The organism is Streptomyces sp. NBC_00096 (genome assembly GCF_045041305.1).
Taxonomy (GTDB): domain Bacteria; phylum Actinomycetota; class Actinomycetes; order Streptomycetales; family Streptomycetaceae; genus Streptomyces.
The window spans coordinates 6613175-6630266 of sequence record NZ_CP108221.1 but is presented as its reverse complement, the minus strand read 5'-3'; the positions used below and the strand labels follow the sequence as shown (position 1 = coordinate 6630266).

Genomic DNA, 17092 nt, shown 5'->3' with positions numbered 1-17092 from the left:
GGTCAGGCGAGGGCGAAGTAGCGCAGCCAGAGGTAGAGCGCGGAGATGGTGACCGTGGCCACGGTCACCACGAGGCCGTACTTGGTGAACTGCCAGAAGCTGATGGGGTGGCGGTTGCGTTCGGCGATGCCGAGGACGACGACGTTGGCGGAGGCGCCGATGGCGGTGGCGTTGCCGCCGAGGTCGGCGCCCAGCGCGAGGGCCCACCACATGACGTGGTCGGGGTCGCCGCCCATGTCGGTGACGAGTTCGCTGGTGATGGGGGCCATGGTGGCCACGTAGGGGATGTTGTCGATGACTCCGGAGAGCACCGCCGAGCCACCCAGCAGGGCCATGGAGCCGCCGAGTTCGTTCCCGCCGATCGCGTCCGCGAGCGATCCCGCCAGGTCGCCGATGACACCAGTCTCGATGAGGGCGCCGACCATGACGAACAGGCCCGCGAAGAAGGCGAGGGTGGGCCACTCCACTTCCCCGAGGACTTCGCCGGTCTCGACCTTGGAGATCGCGATGAGCAGACCGGCGCCCAGAAGGGCCACGACGCTGGGTTCGTAGTGCAGGACGGGGTGCAGGACGAAGCCGGCGACGACCAGGGCGAGGACGCCCAGCCCTTGGGCGAGGAGACGGGGTTCCGTGATCGCTTCGCGCTCGCGCAGCTCCATGATCTCCGCGGCACGCGTCTCGTCGTAGACGAAATGCTTGGCGAACATGAACCGGCAGAGCAGGACCAGCACGGCCACCAGAACGACGCACAGCGGGGCGAGGTGGACGAGGAAGTCGTTGAAGGTGAGACCGGCCCGGCTGGCGATGATGATGTTGGGCGGATCGCCGACCAGCGTGGCCGTGCCGCCGATGTTGGACGCCAGCACCTCCGCGATCAGGAACGGAACGGGCGAGAGCCGCAGCCGGTCGCAGACCAGCAGGGTCACCGGGGCGACGAGCAGCACGGTGGTGACGTTGTCCAGTAGCGCGGAAGCCATCGCCGTGATGACCACCAGCATGACCATGACCCGGAAGGGCCGGGCCCTGGCCTTCTTCACCGACCAGATCGCCAGGTATTCGAAGAGCCCGGTTTTCCGGAGGACTCCGACGATCATCATCATGCCGAGGAGCAGGAAGATGACGTTCCAGTCGATGCCCGTCTCGTCGGAGTGGAAGGCCGCCGCGTCGTCGGTGGCGCCGATCGCCAGCATCAGACCCGCTCCGCCCAGGGCGGCGGCGACGCGGTGCACCTTCTCGCTGATGATCAGGACGTAGGCACCCGCGAAGACGGCTACGGCTGCCCAGCTCTGCCAGTTGCTCACGCCTTGCCGCCCGCCGCGAGGAAGTGCCGCATCAGGGCCGCGGCCGTCACGACTCCGACGAGGCGCACTTGCTGCTCCTCACCCCCGTGCTCGACGACCGCGACGAGCGGAACGTGCGCGCGGGCCATGACGGCGGCGATCTGGAGCACTCCCGCGTCCGGGCCCACGTAGGGCGGCTTGAAGGTCCGGCGGGGAAGCCACTCCGAGACCGTCAGGCCCCGCAACTCCCCGGCCAGCGCGTCCGCGTGGCGGTCGTCGATGACTGCGGCGAGCAGCGGGTCCTCCATCACGTATTCGGGCACCATCTGCCGCACCAGCTGGGATCCGGGCACGACGGCGTAGGGAACGCCGTCGCCGTCGAGCACCAGCAGGGCCGGCAAGTCCCGCTCGGCCAGCAGCCGTACGGCGTCGATCGCGGGATCGTCGGTGGTCACGTGGGGGTACGGCTCGGCAAGATCACGGGCTGGCACGGTGCTTCTCCTGATCGGGTGTGTCACGTAGGGCGGGTACGCGGATCCGGTCCCGGTGGTCATCGTCGGCTGGTATGCCGGCAAGGTCGTCGACGTGGAAGAGCCGGGCGATGGGCACGTCGGTGCTGGAGTGGGCGATGATCGAGAAGGCGATGCAGACGGCGATGAGGGTGTACGCCTCCTCGCCCCGCGGAATGCCGGCCTGGAGCACGAGGAGGCCGTAGACCACAGAGGCGAAGCCCTTGGGACCGAACCAGGCGGCGACGAGCTTCTCGCGCCGCTCGATGCGCGCGCCCAGGAGCGATACGAGCAGCGACGCCGGCCGGATCAGCACGATCGCCAGCACGACCGCCGCGTAACCGCCCGCCGAAAGGTCTCCGAAGAGGGCGGGGGTCAGCAGGGCGCCGAAGACCAGCAGCGCCGCGAACTTCGCGAGCTCCGCCAGCGCTTCGCCGAGCGGTTCGAAGGCCGTCTTCGACTCGGGCGAGACCGAGGCGAGGACCGCGCCGGCGGAGAACGCGGCCAGGTAGGGGTTGGCGTGGGTCAGGTGGCAGGCGGCGTAGAGGATGATCCCGGTCGCCAGCGGCAGCAGGGGCTGGAGCTTCGGTTCGGCCCCGAGGAGGCGCAGGCGCACCAGTGCGGCGACCGCGAGCGGCAGCACGATGCCGAGGGCGAGGCCCAGGGCGAGCTCGAGGACGATCTCCCCGATCGACGACTGTGCCTGCCCGGAGGTGGGGCCGGCGGCGGCGATCAGGATCAGGACGAGGGGCAGGGCGAGACCGTCGTTGATCCCGCTCTCGACGTTGAGCAGTTGACGCAGCTTCGCCGGGACCTCCTTGCGCCCCACGATCGCCGAGGCGAACACCGGGTCGGTGGGCGCCAGGACGGCGCCGACGAGGAACGAGGTCGTCCAGTCCAGCCCGACCAGGAAATGCGTGAGCATTGCCATGCCGACCACGGCGAGGGGCATCCCCAGACCCAGCGCCCGCGCGGGGTTCTTCCAGTTCCGGCGCAATGCCGGGAAGGCGACGTGCATGCCGTCCGTGAAGAGGACCGCGAACAGCGCCAGGTCGGCCGTGACTCCCACGATCGCGCTATCGGAACCGATGTGGACGATCCCGAGGAATCCGTCACTGACCAGGGCCCCGCCGAGGAGGAAGAGGAGCGAGGTCGACAGGACCGTACGGGCGGCGAGGCCGGAGAGCAGCACGGCGACGAGCAGAGCGATACCGAATACAACGACGAGCACCATGACGTGTAGCCCCGATCTACGAAGAGAGTCGTCCCCTGTTCGCCGACCAGGCTTCCCGGCACACCATCAGGTACTTTATACATTCCTTACGGCTCTTTAACGGGTCCCTGACAGCAAAGCGACCCTCGGTTGTCTGCCGGGCGTCGGCATCCACGACGTGGCAGGGGACGCTCTAGGGTCAGCGCGCGACCAGAGAGGTACGGATGAACGAAAGCCCGGTGTACCAGGCGCTGGCCCTGGTCGCTGCGACCCTTCTTCTCCTCCCGTTTCCGGTGGCGATCTTCTCTGGCTGGGTTCCTCCCCGGCTGGGCGACCGCTCGGTTGCCCTCCCCTACGCCTGGGCGACCCTTTGCGTGTACGCCCTGGTGCCGCTCAATGCGGTCCCTCGCCTTCTGGGCGCTTCGGCAGCCGTCGTGACGCTCTGCACCGGCGCCGGACCGCTGCTGAGCCTCGCGGCAGTGACCTGCCTCGTGCGGTCTTACAGGTCGGCGTGGAACACCACACTCCCCAAGAACGAAGGCTGATCCCGCATGCCGGATGCCTCTAAGCTCGCCTGCCTTCGCAGCCACATCACCGAGTTCCGCATGGCCCTTCTCGCCGTCGGTGTCGGTTCCGTGTTCACCGTGGGCGGCGGCATCCTGTACGCCGTCCAGGCCTACGGGTTCCGGGAACTGGCGATCGGCCTGTCGCTCCTCACCACGGGCCTCGTCATGCTGGGCTCGGGCACCGTGAAGCGTTGAAGAACGCCGCCCCTGCAGCACGGGCCGCCCGGGCGGCGGACGTCACGCCGGGCGGAGCGCGCGGAAGGCCTCCTCGGCCAAGGCCGGCAGGTCGCGGGCGCCGTCGCTCTCGACCCAGGCCGCGAGCGCGCTGGTGACGGCGGCGAGGCCCGCCGCGGCGATGACGCGGGTGGCCAGTTCGCTCTCCACGGGAGTACGTGAGCGCAGGGCTCCGGCCAGGAGAAGCTGGGTGGCGTACTGGTTGTCCCAGGTTCGTGCGCGCAGAGCGGGGGTCTCGAAGACGAGGCGGGTGCGGGCGAGCAGGGCCTCGCGGTCGCTCGCGTAGACGGCCTCCAGGCCGTGCACCAAGGCGTTGCGTAGCGCGGTGAGGCTGTTCTCGCCCTCCGGCCGCTCCTCGATGAGGCGGACGATCAGCGGATCATAGTCGTCGTTCTCGACCACGGCTTCCTTCGTCGGGAAGTGCCGGAAGAAGGTCATGTGGGAGACCCCGGCCGCAGCGGAGATTTCCTCGACGGTGGTGTTCTGGTACCCCTGGGACAGGAAGAGGCGCAGCGCTTGCTCCTGGATCGTCCGGCGCGTGTGCGCCTTCTTGCGCTCGCGCAGTCCGGGGGGTGGTGCAGGGTGGGACGTCATGGATCTGCGGCCTCCGGGGCGCCTGTCGTTATTACTGCCTGCCGTTCCCGAGTATGCGCGTGAGTGCCTCATCGAGGGCTGTTGGGGAAGCTCCCTGCCAGGCGAGATGCCCGTCGGGCCGGACCAGGGCTGCGTCGCCCCGGTGGGCACCGGGAACCTGGAGGGCGGCGACAGATCCCGCTCCGAGGTGGCGGGCCACGACAGCCTCCCACTCCCCCGCGGCCCCGCCGCTCGGGGTCAGCAGGCCCCAGCGGGACGGTAGTTCGCCGTAGAGCCGGGTGGGTGTGCCGTCCGTACGGGTGCAGGTGAGGTCGGCAACGCGGTCTCCCGGGCGGAGGCCGCGTCTGTACGATGCTCCGCCACCGAGGGGGCCGGTCCGGTAGGTCAGGGTCAGTTGGGAGGACTTCTCCCAGAGCAGCCGCTGCACGAGGGTCCGGCCGAGCAGTGGCACGAAGGCGTGGTCGCGCAGCATCCTCGCCCACCAGGTCCGCCCCAGGATCATGCCGGTCATGGCGCTGGTGGATTTCAGCACCTCCGCCGCCACCGGCCTGCGCTCCGCCTCGTACGTGTCGAGCAGGCTGCCGCCGGCACGGTCGCTCGCGACCAGCGCCAGCTTCCACGCCAGGTTCTCGGCGTCACCGAGGCCTGTGTTCATTCCCTGCCCGCCGAAGGGGCTGTGGATGTGGGCCGCGTCGCCCGCGAGCAGCATCCGGCCCGCCCGGTAGGTGGGGGCGAGGCGGCGGTGGATCTTGAAGCTGGACGTCCAGTGGGCGCTTCGGACGGCCGAGGCGGGGATGTCGGCCTCCTGCGCGAGCAGGTCACAGAGGGCGGCCAGCGGGTCGCCGACGGCTCCGTCGGGCGCCGGGGCCATCAGCCGCCACTGGTCCTCGCCGGGAAGCGGGAAGGCTCCGAGCATGCGGTCGCCGCGCAGCCAGACCGCGACCGTGTCTCTGGGCAGGGGCAACCGGGCCGTCACGTCGGCCAGGAGGAACCGCTCGACCACGGGTACTCCCGGAAACGCGATTCCGGCGGCCTTGCGGACACGGCTGTGCGCGCCATCGCATCCCACCAGCCAGTCGGCGTGGATCTCCCGGTCCGCGAGGCGGAGCGAGACCCGTTCGCCGTCCCGGCTCGCATCGAGCAGCTCACTGCCCCACTCGACGTCGACGCCCAAGGCTGCGAGGCGTGCGCGGAGCCGGGACTCGACGTCGGACTGCGACATGAGCAGGCCGGGGCGCGTCACCAGCTTCGTCGGCTGGCCAACGAGGAGACGCGCGAGTGGTTTGCCGTCGACGTGCGTCAGGACCTCGCCGATCCGTACCGACTGCTCGGGGAGATCCGCGAGGGCCCCGAGGCGGTCAAGCACCTCGGCTCCACGCGGCTGCAGGCCCAGGGCTCGTGAGGTCGTCGCGGGTCCGGCGGCCTTGTCCAGCAGCCGTACAGAGACCCCTGCGAGCCGGAGCCCCACCGCCGTCGCGAGTCCGGTCGGCCCTGCCCCGACCACCACGACTGCCGGAGAGTTCACCGCCACCACCCATTTCGTTAGTGTCTAACATTAGTTACAAGCTAACTCCAAATGGTGCGGACGTACACCCTCGGGAGCACCCCTCCCCCGGAGAGATCCGCTCGGCATCAAGAACGCGTAAAGACTGCCGGGGAACGGCAATGTCAACGAGGCCACACACCGGGCAGGATCGGGCAGGGGGAAACCGGGGGAATGGCCTCGATGCCGAGGCCCGGAAGCGGGGTGGCGTCCACGCGACGCCGCCCCGCGCCGCCGGAACGGGCCACGGGAGGGGGGGAAGAGGATGAGCGAGTTCACTGTCACCGCGCTCGGCTTCCCCACCGGCATCTTCACGATCAGCCTGGCCGTGGTCCTCGTCTTCTGGCTCCTCGTGCTGTGCGGCGGCGTCGAGCACGACGCGCTGGACTCGGCCGTCGGAGCCTCAGCGCTCGGGACACCCGGTGTCCCTCTGACGATCCCGGCCTCACTGTTCGTCGCGGTCGCGTGGTTCACCGGTCTCGCCGGCACCGTCCTGCTCGACCGCCTCGGTTTCGGCGGTGGCAGCGCCCTGGTCCTGCTGGCCGTGTCGCTCCTCGTGGCCCGCTCCGTCACCGGCGCCCTCGCCCGCCCACTGCGCCTGCTCTTCCACCCCGACGATCCGCAGCCGTCCCGCCAGGACTTCATCGGCCGCGTCGCGACGATCCGTACCGGCCGCGTGGACGCACGGTTCGGGCAGGCCGAGGTGACCGCGGACGACGGCTCGACCGCCGTGGTCCAGGTCCGCCAAGCCGGCTCTGACCCCATGCCCCTGGGCAGCCCGGGGCTGCTCTACGCGTACGACGAACCGGGCGAGTTCTTCTGGGTCGCTCCGTACGACAGCGCCCTCGATCCGCGCAACGTCGGCTGAGTTCCGCCGCCGCCACGCTCCTCATTTCACCTTCTCCGCAAGGACTTCACCCATGGATGCCATCTCCTTGGGCATCGGCGTGCTCGTCGCCGTTGTCCTGCTCATCGCCCTCGCCCTGCTCCTCGTCGTCAGCCGACTGTTCCGCAAGGTCGAACAGGGCAAGGCGCTGATCGTCTCGAAGATGCGGAAGGTCGACGTGACCTTCACCGGGCAGGTCGTCCTGCCCGTCCTGCACAAGGCCGAGGTCATGGACATCTCGGTGAAGACCATCGACATCACCCGCACCGGCCGCGACGGCCTGATCTGCCAGGACAACATCCGCGCGGACATCCGCATCTCGTTCTTCGTCCGCGTCAACAAGACCGTCGAGGACGTCATCAAGGTCGCCCAGGCCATCGGCACGCAACGGGCGAGCGACAAGGACACGCTGCAGGAGCTGTTCAACGCGAAGTTCTCCGAGGCGCTGAAGACCGTCGGCAAGCAGCTCGACTTCGCCGACCTCTACACCAAGCGCGACGAGTTCCGCGACCGGATCATCGCCGTGATCGGGACCGACCTCAACGGCTACAGCCTGGAGGACGCTGCGATCGACTACCTGGAGCAGACCCCGCTGAACCAGCTCGACAGCGCGAACATCCTCGACGCCCAGGGCATCCGGAAGATCACCGAGCTGACCGCCATCGAGCACGTGCGCACCAACGAGTTCCAGCGCACGGAGGAGAAGGAGATCACCCGGCAGAACGTCGACGCCCGCGAGGCGATCCTCGAGCTGGAACGCCGCCAGGCGGACGCCGAGATCAGGCAGCGGCGCGAGATCGAGACCGTACGGGCCAAGGAGGAGGCGGAGACCGCCAAGGTCGTCGAGGAGGAACGGCTGCGCGCCCAGAGCGCCTTCCTCCGGACCGAGGAGCAACTCGGCGTCCAGCGCGAGAACCAGGCGCGCGAGGTGGCGGTCGCCGCGAAGAACCGCGAGCGGGTCATCGCCGTCGAGAGCGAGCGCATCGAGAAGGACCGGCAGCTGGAGGTCATCGCCCGGGAGCGGGAGACGCAGCTGACGCGGATCGCTGCCGACAAGGAGGTCGAGACCGAGAAGCGGGACATCGCCGAGGTCGTACGCGAGCGGATCGCGGTGGACCGCACGGTCGCCGAGCAGGAGGAGTCGATCAAGAAGCTGCGTGCCGTGGAGGAGGCCGAACGCCACCGCCAGACGGTTGTCATCGCCGCCGAGGCGGAGGCACAGGAGCTCCTCGTCAAGGACATCAAGGCCGCCGAGGCGGCGGAGGCCGCGGCCGTGCACCGGGCCGCCGAGCAGCTCACCCTGGCCGAGGCCCGGGTGAAGACCGCCGACCTCGACGCCCGGGCGAAGCTCCACCTCGCGGAGGGTGTCCAGGCGGAGGCGGCGGCGCCCGGGCTGGCCGCCGTACAGGTCCGGGAGAAGGAAGCCGACGCGATCGAGAAGACCGGGCTGGCGGAAGCACACGCCACCGAGGCCCGGCTGAAGGCGCACGCCGAAGGCACCCGGGCGCAGGCGGGCGCGGACGCGGCGATGATCGGCGAGAAGCTGAAGGCGGAGGCCGCGGGTCTGACGGAGAAGGCCGCCGCGATGGCCGCACTGGACGAGGCTTCCCGCGGACACGAGGAGTTCCGGCTGCGACTGGCGGCCGAGAAGGAAATCCGGCTGGCCGGTCTCGACGTCCAGCGGCAGGTCGCCGAGGCCCAGGCCATGGTGGTCGCGGCCGGGCTGGAGAAGGCCGACATCAACATCGTCGGCGGCGACTCCGTCTTCTTCGACCGGCTCGTCTCCTCCATCTCGCTCGGCAAGGGCATAGACGCCTTCGTCCAGCACTCCGACACCGCGCAGGCGCTCGCGAAGCCGTGGCTGGACGGCACGGCCGACTTCACGCAGGACGTCACGCGGGTCCTCGGCTCGGTCTCGACCTCCGACGTGCAGAACCTGACCGTGTCCGCGCTGCTGATGAAGCTGATGCAGGGCGGCGGCGCCCAGGCCGGGCAGCTCGGCGAGTTGCTGGAGAAGGCGGGGCAGTTGGGCCTGGCCGACGTGCCCATCGCGAGGTTGGACGCCGGCCTGAACGGCGCGGGTAAGTCCTGACCCGGATTCCTCACACCTCCGCTGGGCCCGGGCCGCCGCGTATCCCCCGGCGGCCCCGGCCCAGTGCACCGCCCGAGCACGCCGAAGACCCCGTACGCAGCCGCAGGGAGCCGCATCATGACCAGCACGTCCTCCATGGACGCGGGCACCTACGAGGTGCTGCGCGACCGGCTCGCCGCGCAGGCTGGTGAGCTGGCCCGGCGGACCGAGGCACTCAACACCCGCCGGGCCGAAGAGTTCGGCTCCACCGGGCTGACCCTCGAAGCCACCGAGCGCATCCGCACCGAGCACAACTGCAGCCCGCGCGACATCGTGGCAGTCGGGGACCGCCTGCTCTTCGGCCACCACGCTTCCACCCCCGGGCTGAAGCCCGAGACCGACGTGGCCGACGTCTTCGCCCTGCACGGCCGTAACCTTGAGCGGCTGCCCGAGAGCGCTGTTCCCGGTCTGCTCGACGACCCTTCCTTCCTACGGGAGTTCGAGGCCCTCCACCGCTACTACCGTGCGACCCGCCTGCTCCAGCTCCGCCTCGTCGACGGGAAGCTGCTGGCCGTCTTCCGGACCGGCGAGACGAGCGAGGACATCCGGGTCCTGCGCTGGGCCTTGGAGGACGACGGATCGGTGACGTTCCTGGACGGCCGGGGCGAGCGCGATCACGTCCTTCCGCCCTCCCATGACTTCGAGTGGACCGCGACGACCCGCGAGGACCACGTCTTGGGCCGCCACCCGCACGTGTCCGTCGGCGCCGAGGTCTTCATCTCCACGGTCGGCGGCACGCTCACCGTCAAGACGGAGGACGACACCGAGACGGGCGAGGGGATCCACTCCGAACCCGTCGACGAACCGCTCCAGTCCCTCGCCGACGCGGAAGTCGAGTACGCGCGCCTAGAGCCGCTGATCCTGCTGCGCGTGCGCCCCTACAAGGAGGAAGCCCGGCGCCACCTGGTCTTCAACACCGTGACCAGGACCGTCGTACGCCTCGACGGCATCGGACGGGCCGCCCGCCGGCTGCCCGAGGACCGGGGAATCGTCTTCCCCGGCGGCTACTGCCTGGCCTCCGGCGCCTCCAAGACCTTCGACACCCCCACCGAAGGGCTGGAGTACGAGCGGACGGTGCGCTCCCCCAACGGTGAGGACGTGCTGTACGTCTTCCACGCCCGGTCGGAGGGACACAGCCTGCTGCTCCCGTACAACCTCATCCGCAAGGAGATCGCCACCCCCATCTCCTGCAACGGCCACGCCCTCTTCGACGACGGCGGACTGCTGGTGCTGCGCGCCGGCTCCGACGAGCCCGCCCGCGTGCACCCGGTCCAGCGCTGGAGCTCCCCGTACGTCTCCGACACCTACGCCGCATCCCGGCCGGTCGGCACCGGAGCGCTGGCCCGCGTCGGGAACGCCGACCTCGTCCGCGGCATCTCGGACTGCCTGTCCGTCGCCGCCACGGCTTCCGGAACGACCCGGACCACCGCCGGGTACGAGACCCTGGTCGCCGCCTGTAACCGGGCCGCCGACCAGTACCACTGGCTGGAGGCCCCCGACCTCGGGGACCTGCTCACCCCCCTGCGTGACGTCCGTGCCACCGCCGAACAGGTGCTGGCCGAGTTCGAGACCGTACAGACCCTGGCCCGGCAGGCCGCGGACGCCTTGGCCGACTCAGCCGAGCGGACCGCCTCACTCGTACGGCGCCTGCGCGGCGAGGCCCCCCGCAGCACCGGCGACTGGGTGGACCGCCTGACCGAACTGCGCCGTGCGCACGGTCACCTCCTCACCCTCAAGGAGCTGCGGTACGCGGACATGGACCGGATCGACGAACTGGCCGCCGTGACCGAGGCGGACATCGCCTCCTTCGCCGGCCGGGCCGTGGCCTTCCTCGCGCGCGAGGACGCCTTCGCCGGCTACCACGAGGAGACCGGCCGGCTCACCGCCGAGGCCTCCGCGATCACCACCACCGCCGAGGCGGCTCCCCTCACCTCCCTCCTCGACGGACAGAGCGAAAGCCTGGAAATCGTCACCGAGGTCGTCGCGGGCCTCGACATCGGCGACCCCACCGTCCGCACGTCGATCCTGGAGCGGATCGCAAAGGTACTGGGCGGCGTCAACCGGGCCCGCGCCACCCTCGAAGCCCGCCGCCGGGAGCTGCGCGCGCACGAGGGACGGGCCGAGTTCGCCGCCGAAACCGCCCTGCTCGGCCAGGCGGTCACTGGGGCGCTCGCCGTCGCGGACAGCCCGGAGGCGTGCGACGAACAGCTGTCACGGCTCCTGCTGCGGCTGGAGAACCTGGAGTCGCGGTTCGCGGAGAACGACGGATTCCTCGCCGAGCTGGCGGCCAAGCGCACCGAGGTTTACGACGCGTTCTCCGCCCGCAAGCAGACCCTGCAGGACGCCCGAGCCCGTCGCGCCGAGCAGCTGGCCGACTCCGCCGCCCGTGTCCTGGAGACCGTCGCCCGCCGGGCCGCCACCCTCGCCGACACCGACGCGGTCAGCACCTTCTTCGCCTCCGACCCGATGGTCGCCAAGGTCCGCCGCACGGCCACCGAACTGCGGGAGCTGGGCGAGGGGACCCGCGCCGAAGAACTCGACGGCCGGATCAAGGCCGCACGGCAGGAGGCCGGCCGCGCCCTGCGCGACCGCGCCGAGCTCTACGCGGACGGCGGCAAGACGGTCCGGCTCGGCCGCCACCGCTTCGCGGTCAACACCCAGCCGCTGGACCTCACCCTGGTCCCGCACGGCGACACCCTTGCCTTCGCCCTCACCGGCACCGACTACCGCTCCCTGGTCACCGATGCCGAGTTCGCGGCCACCCGCGCCTACTGGGGTCAGTCGCTGCCCTCCGAGAACGCCGATGTCTACCGCGCCGAGTACCTCGCCGCACGCCTGCTCGCCGAGCACGGGCCGGCCGTCCTCGCGGAGGCCGACCTCCCGGCCCTCGTCCGGCGCGCCGCCGAAGCCGCGTACGACGAGGGCTACGAGCGCGGGGTCCACGACCACGACGCCACCGTCATCCTGACCGTCCTGCTGCGCCTGCACGAGTCGGCGGGCCTGCTGCGCTACCCGCCCGAGGCCCGCGCCGAGGCGCAGCTATTCTGGGCCCACCGCACGACCGTCGAGGAGCGGGCCACCTGGACCCGCCGTGCCACCTCGCTCGCCCGTATCCGGGAGGCCTTCGGAGCGCCGCCCGCGATCGCCGAATTCCGGGCCGAACTGGCAACCGCCATCGAAGGCCCCAGCAGCGCCTCGGCCGCCGAGTACCTCTTCGAGGAACTGGCCGACGGCCGGAGCGGCTTCGTCACCAGCACCGGCGCCCGCACCCTGCTGGAGAAGTTCCGGCGGGCGGTCGGCACATCCGCCTTCGACGAGGACCTCGCCGCGCTGCCCGCCCTGGCTGACCAGCGCCAGCTCGCTGAGGCCTGGCTCGCCTCGTACGCCGCCGCGACCGGAGAACCCCTCGCCCCCGGGGACCTCGCAGAGGCCGTGGCCGTCGAGCTCTGCCCGCACCTCGACCGCTACGAGTCGGACGCCGCCTTGACCGGGACCGCCGAGGGCCTCCTCGGCCACCACCCGCGCGTCACCGGCCGGTCCCTCACCGTACGAATCGACGAACTCCTCTCCCGGACAAGGGAGTTCTTCACCACCGTCGTGCCAGGCTTTCGCGACTACCAGCACCGACGCGCAGCTCTGGTCACCGCCGAGCGCGCACGGCTCCGACTGGACGACTACCAGCCCCGAGTCATGTCCTCCTTCGTCCGGGGCCGCCTGCTCGACGAGGTGTTCCTGCCCCTTATCGGCGACAACCTCGCCAAGCAGCTCGGCACCACCGGGGAGACCAAGCGGACGGACAACAACGGCCTGCTGCTGCTCATCTCCCCGCCCGGCTACGGCAAGACGACCCTCGTGGAGTACGTGGCCGACCGCCTCGGCCTGGTCCTGGTCAAGGTGGACGGCCCGGCGCTCGGACACACGGTCACCTCGCTCGACCCCACCGAAGCGCCGAGCGCCACCGCGCGCCGGGAAGTCGAAAAGATCAACTTTGCGCTGGAGGCAGGGAACAACACCCTGCTGTACCTCGACGACATCCAGCACACCTCGCCGGAACTGCTCCAGCAGTTCATCTCACTGTGCGACGCCACCCGCCGCATGGAAGGCGTCCGGAACGGCGAGGCGCGCACCTACGACCTGCGCGGCAAGCGGTTCGCCGTCTGCATGGCCGGCAACCCGTACACCGAATCCGGCCACCGCTTCCGCATACCCGACATGCTCGCCAACCGCGCCGACGTCTGGAACCTCGGCGACGTCCTGACCGGCAAGGAGGCGGCCTTCGCCGCCAGCTTCGTCGAGAACGCCCTCACCTCCAACCCGGCCCTCGCCCCGCTCGCCGGCCGCGACCGCGCCGACCTCGACCTGTTGCTGCGCCTGGCCGCAGCCGACCCGGCGGCGGGCGCCGACCGGTTGGCCCACCCATACGCCCCCGCCGAGCTGGAGCGGATGCTCGCGGTGCTGCGGCACCTGCTGACCGCGCGGGACACCGTCCTCGCCGTGAACGCCGCCTACATCGCCTCGGCCGCCCAGAGCGAGGAAGCCCGCACCGAGCCGCCCTTCCTGCTCCAGGGCTCGTACCGCAACATGAACAAGATCGCCGCCCGGATCGATCCCGTCATGAACGATGCCGAGCTGGCCGCGGTGATCGAGGACCACTACGCCAGCGAGGCCCAGACCCTCACCGCGGGCGCCGAGGCCAACCTCCTCAAGCTCGCCGAACTCCGCTCCACCCTCACGGCGGAGCAGGCGGCACGCTGGATCGTGATCAAGACCGCCCGCGTCCGCGCACAGACCCTCGGCGGCCCGGACGGCCATCCGCTCACCCGCGCGGTCGCCGCCCTCGGCCTCCTGGCGGACCGCGTCGCCTCCGTCGAGTCCGCCATCACCCGTGCCGCCGACCCCCGCCACGCCGTCGCCAACCCGGCGGCCCGGCATGCGGCCCCTCACCGCCAGACCCCGTGACGGGACCGGCGCGCGGGCGACTGCTCGGCGCGGGACAGTGAATCCGTGACGTACGACGAAGGGCTCACCCAACGGATCCGCGAGCGGCTCGGCGAGCAGCCCGAACTCGCCGAGAAGCGGATGTTCGGCGGCCTCGCCTTCCTGCTGCACGGAAACATGACGGTGTGCGTGTCCGGTGACGAGCTCACCGTCCGCGTGGGCCCCGAGGGAACGGAACAGGCCCTCGCCCGCCCCGAGGCTCGCCCCATGGACTTCACGGGCCGCCCGATGCGGGGCTGGGTGACCGTGAGCGGCCCCGCCCTGGCAGAGGATGCCGTCCTGGACCACTGGATCACCACGGCCACGGCCTTCGCCGCCACCCTTCCGCCCAAGTGACCCGCCGGACTCTCCCCGGCCATGGAGGAGGGCATGCGCAAGCGGTCGGTGCCCCCTCGCAGGGGCGCGAACCCCAGCCTTTTTACTTGCCCTTTACCAGAGGATTGCAGATACTGTCCGTCACCAAACAGCAGTCAGGACCGTCCAGGTCCACCGAGAAGCGAATGGAGTGCAAGACCCGCAATGGGTGAACCTCCCAGTCCATGCCGTGCCACGTCCTGCCCGCAGATCTTTCGGCCGGGAGCGGGGGTGGCACGGTGACCGAAGTCCTGCTGCTACTTCTCGCACTCGTCCTCACACTGGCCTGCGCCGTCTTCGTAGCCGCCGAGTTCTCCCTCACCACCGTCGAACGCAGCGAACTCGAACGCGCCGTCGCGGCAGGTGAGCGCGGCGCCGAGAGCGCCTTGAAAGCCGCCAAGCGGCTCACTTTCCAGCTGTCCGGTGCGCAGCTCGGCATCACTGTGACCTCGCTGGTGATCGGCATGCTCGCCGAGCCCTCCGTCTCCGCGCTGCTGCGAGGCCCTCTTCAGTCCGCGGGCCTGCCCGCCGGCGCCGTCTCCACGACGGCGACCCTGCTGGGGGTCGCCCTCTCGACGGTCGTCCTGATGGTCGTGGGCGAGCTGGTCCCGAAGAACTGGGCGATCTCCCGTCCGCTGGCCGTCGCCAAGGTCGTGGCCGGCCCGCAGCGTGCCTTCACCGCTGCGTTCGCCCCGCTCATCCGGCACCTGAACAACACCGCGAACCGGCTCGTGCGCCGCTTCGGCCTGGAGCCCGCGGAGGAGCTGGCCTCGGCCCGCACCCCCGAGGAGCTCGTCGCCCTGGCCCGCCACTCCGCCCGCGAGGGCGCGATCGAGGCCGACTCGGCCGAACTGTTCGTACGTACGCTGCACCTGGCCGAGCTGACCGCGGAGAACGTCATGACCCCGCGCATCGAGGTCCAGGCCCTGGAGATGCACGCCACCGCCGCCGACGCCGCCAACCTCACCCGCGCCACCGGCCTGTCCCGCTTCCCCATCTACCGCGACACCCTCGACGAGGTCGTCGGCACCCTCCACATCCGCGACGTCCTCGCCTTCGACGAGGACGAACGCCGCGTGATCACGGTGGCCGACCTGATGACCACGGCGCTGCTCGTGCCCCACTCGCTGCCCGCCGACGTCCTCCTCGGCCGGATGCGCAAGGCCCGGACCATGGTCGTCGTCATCGACGAGTACGGGGGCACCGCCGGCGTCGCCACCGTCGAGGACATCGTCGAAGAAGTCGTCGGGGAAGTCCGCGACGAGCACGACCCGATCGAGGTCCCCGACCTCATCGAGGCCCCCGACCAGGAGGACGGCCGCCACGTCTGGGAAGCCGACGGCAGCGTCCGCCTCGACGAACTGGAGACGATCGGCTTCGACGTGCCCGAGGGCCCCTACGAGACCCTCGCCGGATTGATCGCCGCCCGCCTGGAACGCATCCCAGCCGGCGGGGACACCGTCACCGTCGACGGCTGGGAGATCACCGTGCTCGACATCGACCACCACCGGGCCGACCGCCTGACCCTCACGGCCCCCGCCACCACCGACGAAGAAGCCAACACCGCGGAGGAGTCCCGATGACCGCCGTCCAGCTCCTGATCGGCGCCCTCACCCTGATCACCAACGCCTTCTTCGTCGGCGCCGAGTTCGCCCTCATCTCCGTGCGCCGCAGCCAGATCGAACCGGCCGCGCTCAAGGGCAGCCGCCGGGCGAAGACCACCCTGTGGGCGCTGGAACACCTCTCCGCGATGATGGCCACCGCCCAGCTCGGCATCACCGTCTCCTCACTGGTCCTCGGCGCCGTCGCCGAACCCGCCATCGCCCACCTCCTCGAACCCCCCTTCCAAGCCATCGGGGTACCCGAAGCCCTCATCCACCCGATCGCGTTCGTCCTCGCCCTCACCGCGGCGACCTACCTGCACATGCTCGTCGGCGAGATGGTCCCCAAGAACATCGCACTGGCCGCCCCAGCCCCGACCGCCCTGCTCCTGGGACCGCCGCTGGTCGCCCTCACCCGCGCGCTGCGCCCGTTCGTGTTCGGCATCAACGCCTTCGCCAACGGCCTGCTGCGGCTGCTGAAGGTCGAACCCAAGGACGAGATCGGCTCCGTCTTCACCGAAGACGAACTCGCCCGCCTGGTCAAGGACTCCAGCGCCGCCGGCCTCCTCGCCCCCGAGGACGGCGAACGCCTCCAGGACGCCCTCGAACTCGGCACCCGCCCCGTCGGCGAGATCATGATCCCCCGCGCCGAGTTCGTCACCGTGCCGCACACCATCACCCCGCGCGGCCTGGAACTCACCGCCGCCGAACACGGCTTCTCCCGCTTCGTCGTCACCGGCCCCGACGGCCGGATCATGGGCTTCCTCCACATCAAGGACGCCCTGGCCGCCGCCAACCGCACGGCCCCCTTCCCGTCCGGCGCCCTGCACACCGTCACCGCAGTCCGCCAGGACACACCCCTGGACGACACCATGTCCGCCATGCGCGCGGCCGGCACCCACCTCGCCGCCGTCACCGACACCGACGGCGCCGTGATCGGCTTCGTCACGATGGAAGACGTCCTCGAAGAACTCGTCGGAGAGGCCGCCTGACCCGCACCCTCCCCAGAGCCCCGACGATGGAGGCCGACCCCTGGCCAGGGGTCGGCCTCCGGCCGCAACCGGCTCGGGTCACCGGCAGGCAAGAACGTCACCGCCATGACCCGGTCACGCTGTCCGCGGTGGAACAACACCACCACACACAAAGGGCGCCCCGCCGGGCCGTCGACCACAACACCACACAC

The 17092-nt window shown here is 70.6% G+C and carries 13 protein-coding genes; 8 read left to right on the top strand and 5 right to left on the bottom strand.

All coding sequences use genetic code 11. From position 1 onward, the window contains the following. Nucleotides 1-2: 2 nt before the first annotated feature. From OG904_RS29435 to OG904_RS29425, 3 genes are read right to left on the bottom strand one after another with little or no spacing between them, the layout of a single operon-like run. Entirely contained in the window at nt 3-1301 is a 1299-nt protein-coding gene (locus OG904_RS29435) for an ArsB/NhaD family transporter (RefSeq protein WP_328297322.1), read from the bottom strand. Continuing rightward, a complete protein-coding gene (locus tag OG904_RS29430) occupies nt 1298-1771 on the bottom strand; it encodes a CBS domain-containing protein (RefSeq protein ID WP_405496109.1) in 474 nt (157 codons plus the stop codon). Before OG904_RS29430 ends, OG904_RS29435 begins: the two co-directional genes overlap by 4 nt. After that, nucleotides 1758-3023 carry a cation:proton antiporter gene (locus tag OG904_RS29425; protein WP_328297324.1) on the bottom strand — a complete coding sequence of 422 codons (1266 nt, stop codon included), beginning with the start codon at nt 3021-3023 and terminating at the stop codon, nt 1758-1760. The genes OG904_RS29430 and OG904_RS29425 overlap by 14 nt, the downstream gene beginning before the upstream one ends. Before the next feature lie 203 nt (nt 3024-3226). On the opposite strand from OG904_RS29425, the gene OG904_RS29420 reads away from it, so the two are divergent. Both OG904_RS29420 and OG904_RS29415 read left to right on the top strand, forming a co-directional pair. After that, nucleotides 3227-3547, top strand: coding sequence for a hypothetical protein (locus tag OG904_RS29420; protein WP_328297325.1), 321 nt, complete (start codon nt 3227-3229; stop codon nt 3545-3547). A gap of 6 nt (nt 3548-3553) precedes the next feature. Further along, nucleotides 3554-3763, top strand: coding sequence for a hypothetical protein (locus OG904_RS29415; protein ID WP_405496106.1), 210 nt, complete (start codon nt 3554-3556; stop codon nt 3761-3763). 42 nt (nt 3764-3805) lie between these two features. On the opposite strand, the gene OG904_RS29410 is transcribed toward OG904_RS29415, so the two are convergent. Next, entirely contained in the window at nt 3806-4396 is a 591-nt protein-coding gene (locus OG904_RS29410) for a TetR/AcrR family transcriptional regulator (protein WP_328297327.1), read from the bottom strand. Nucleotides 4397-4427: 31 nt separating this feature from the next. Next, nucleotides 4428-5921 (bottom strand): FAD-dependent oxidoreductase, encoded by a 1494-nt coding sequence (locus OG904_RS29405; RefSeq protein ID WP_328297328.1) that lies wholly within the window; start codon nt 5919-5921, stop codon nt 4428-4430. 283 nt (nt 5922-6204) lie between these two features. On the opposite strand from OG904_RS29405, the gene OG904_RS29400 reads away from it, so the two are divergent. From OG904_RS29400 to OG904_RS29375, 6 genes are all read left to right on the top strand, one after another. Further along, nucleotides 6205-6807, top strand: a complete 603-nt coding sequence (locus OG904_RS29400) for a hypothetical protein (protein WP_328297329.1) — start codon at nt 6205-6207, stop codon at nt 6805-6807. Between the two features lie 52 nt (nt 6808-6859). Next, a complete protein-coding gene (locus OG904_RS29395; protein ID WP_405496103.1) occupies nt 6860-8917 on the top strand; it encodes an SPFH domain-containing protein in 2058 nt (685 codons plus the stop codon). 117 nt (nt 8918-9034) lie between these two features. Next, entirely contained in the window at nt 9035-13915 is a 4881-nt protein-coding gene (locus OG904_RS29390; RefSeq protein ID WP_405496101.1) for a DNA repair ATPase, read from the top strand. Between the two features lie 45 nt (nt 13916-13960). Continuing rightward, on the top strand, nt 13961-14290 hold the full coding sequence (locus tag OG904_RS29385; RefSeq protein ID WP_405496099.1) for a TfoX/Sxy family protein: 330 nt from the start codon (nt 13961-13963) through the stop codon (nt 14288-14290). Nucleotides 14291-14547: 257 nt separating this feature from the next. After that, a complete protein-coding gene (locus tag OG904_RS29380) occupies nt 14548-15891 on the top strand; it encodes a hemolysin family protein (RefSeq protein WP_405496097.1) in 1344 nt (447 codons plus the stop codon). Then, the gene (locus OG904_RS29375) at nt 15888-16901 is read left to right on the top strand and encodes a hemolysin family protein (RefSeq protein WP_405496095.1); all 1014 of its coding nucleotides are present in this window, start codon (nt 15888-15890) and stop codon (nt 16899-16901) included. Before OG904_RS29380 ends, OG904_RS29375 begins: the two co-directional genes overlap by 4 nt. Nucleotides 16902-17092 lie beyond the last annotated feature (191 nt).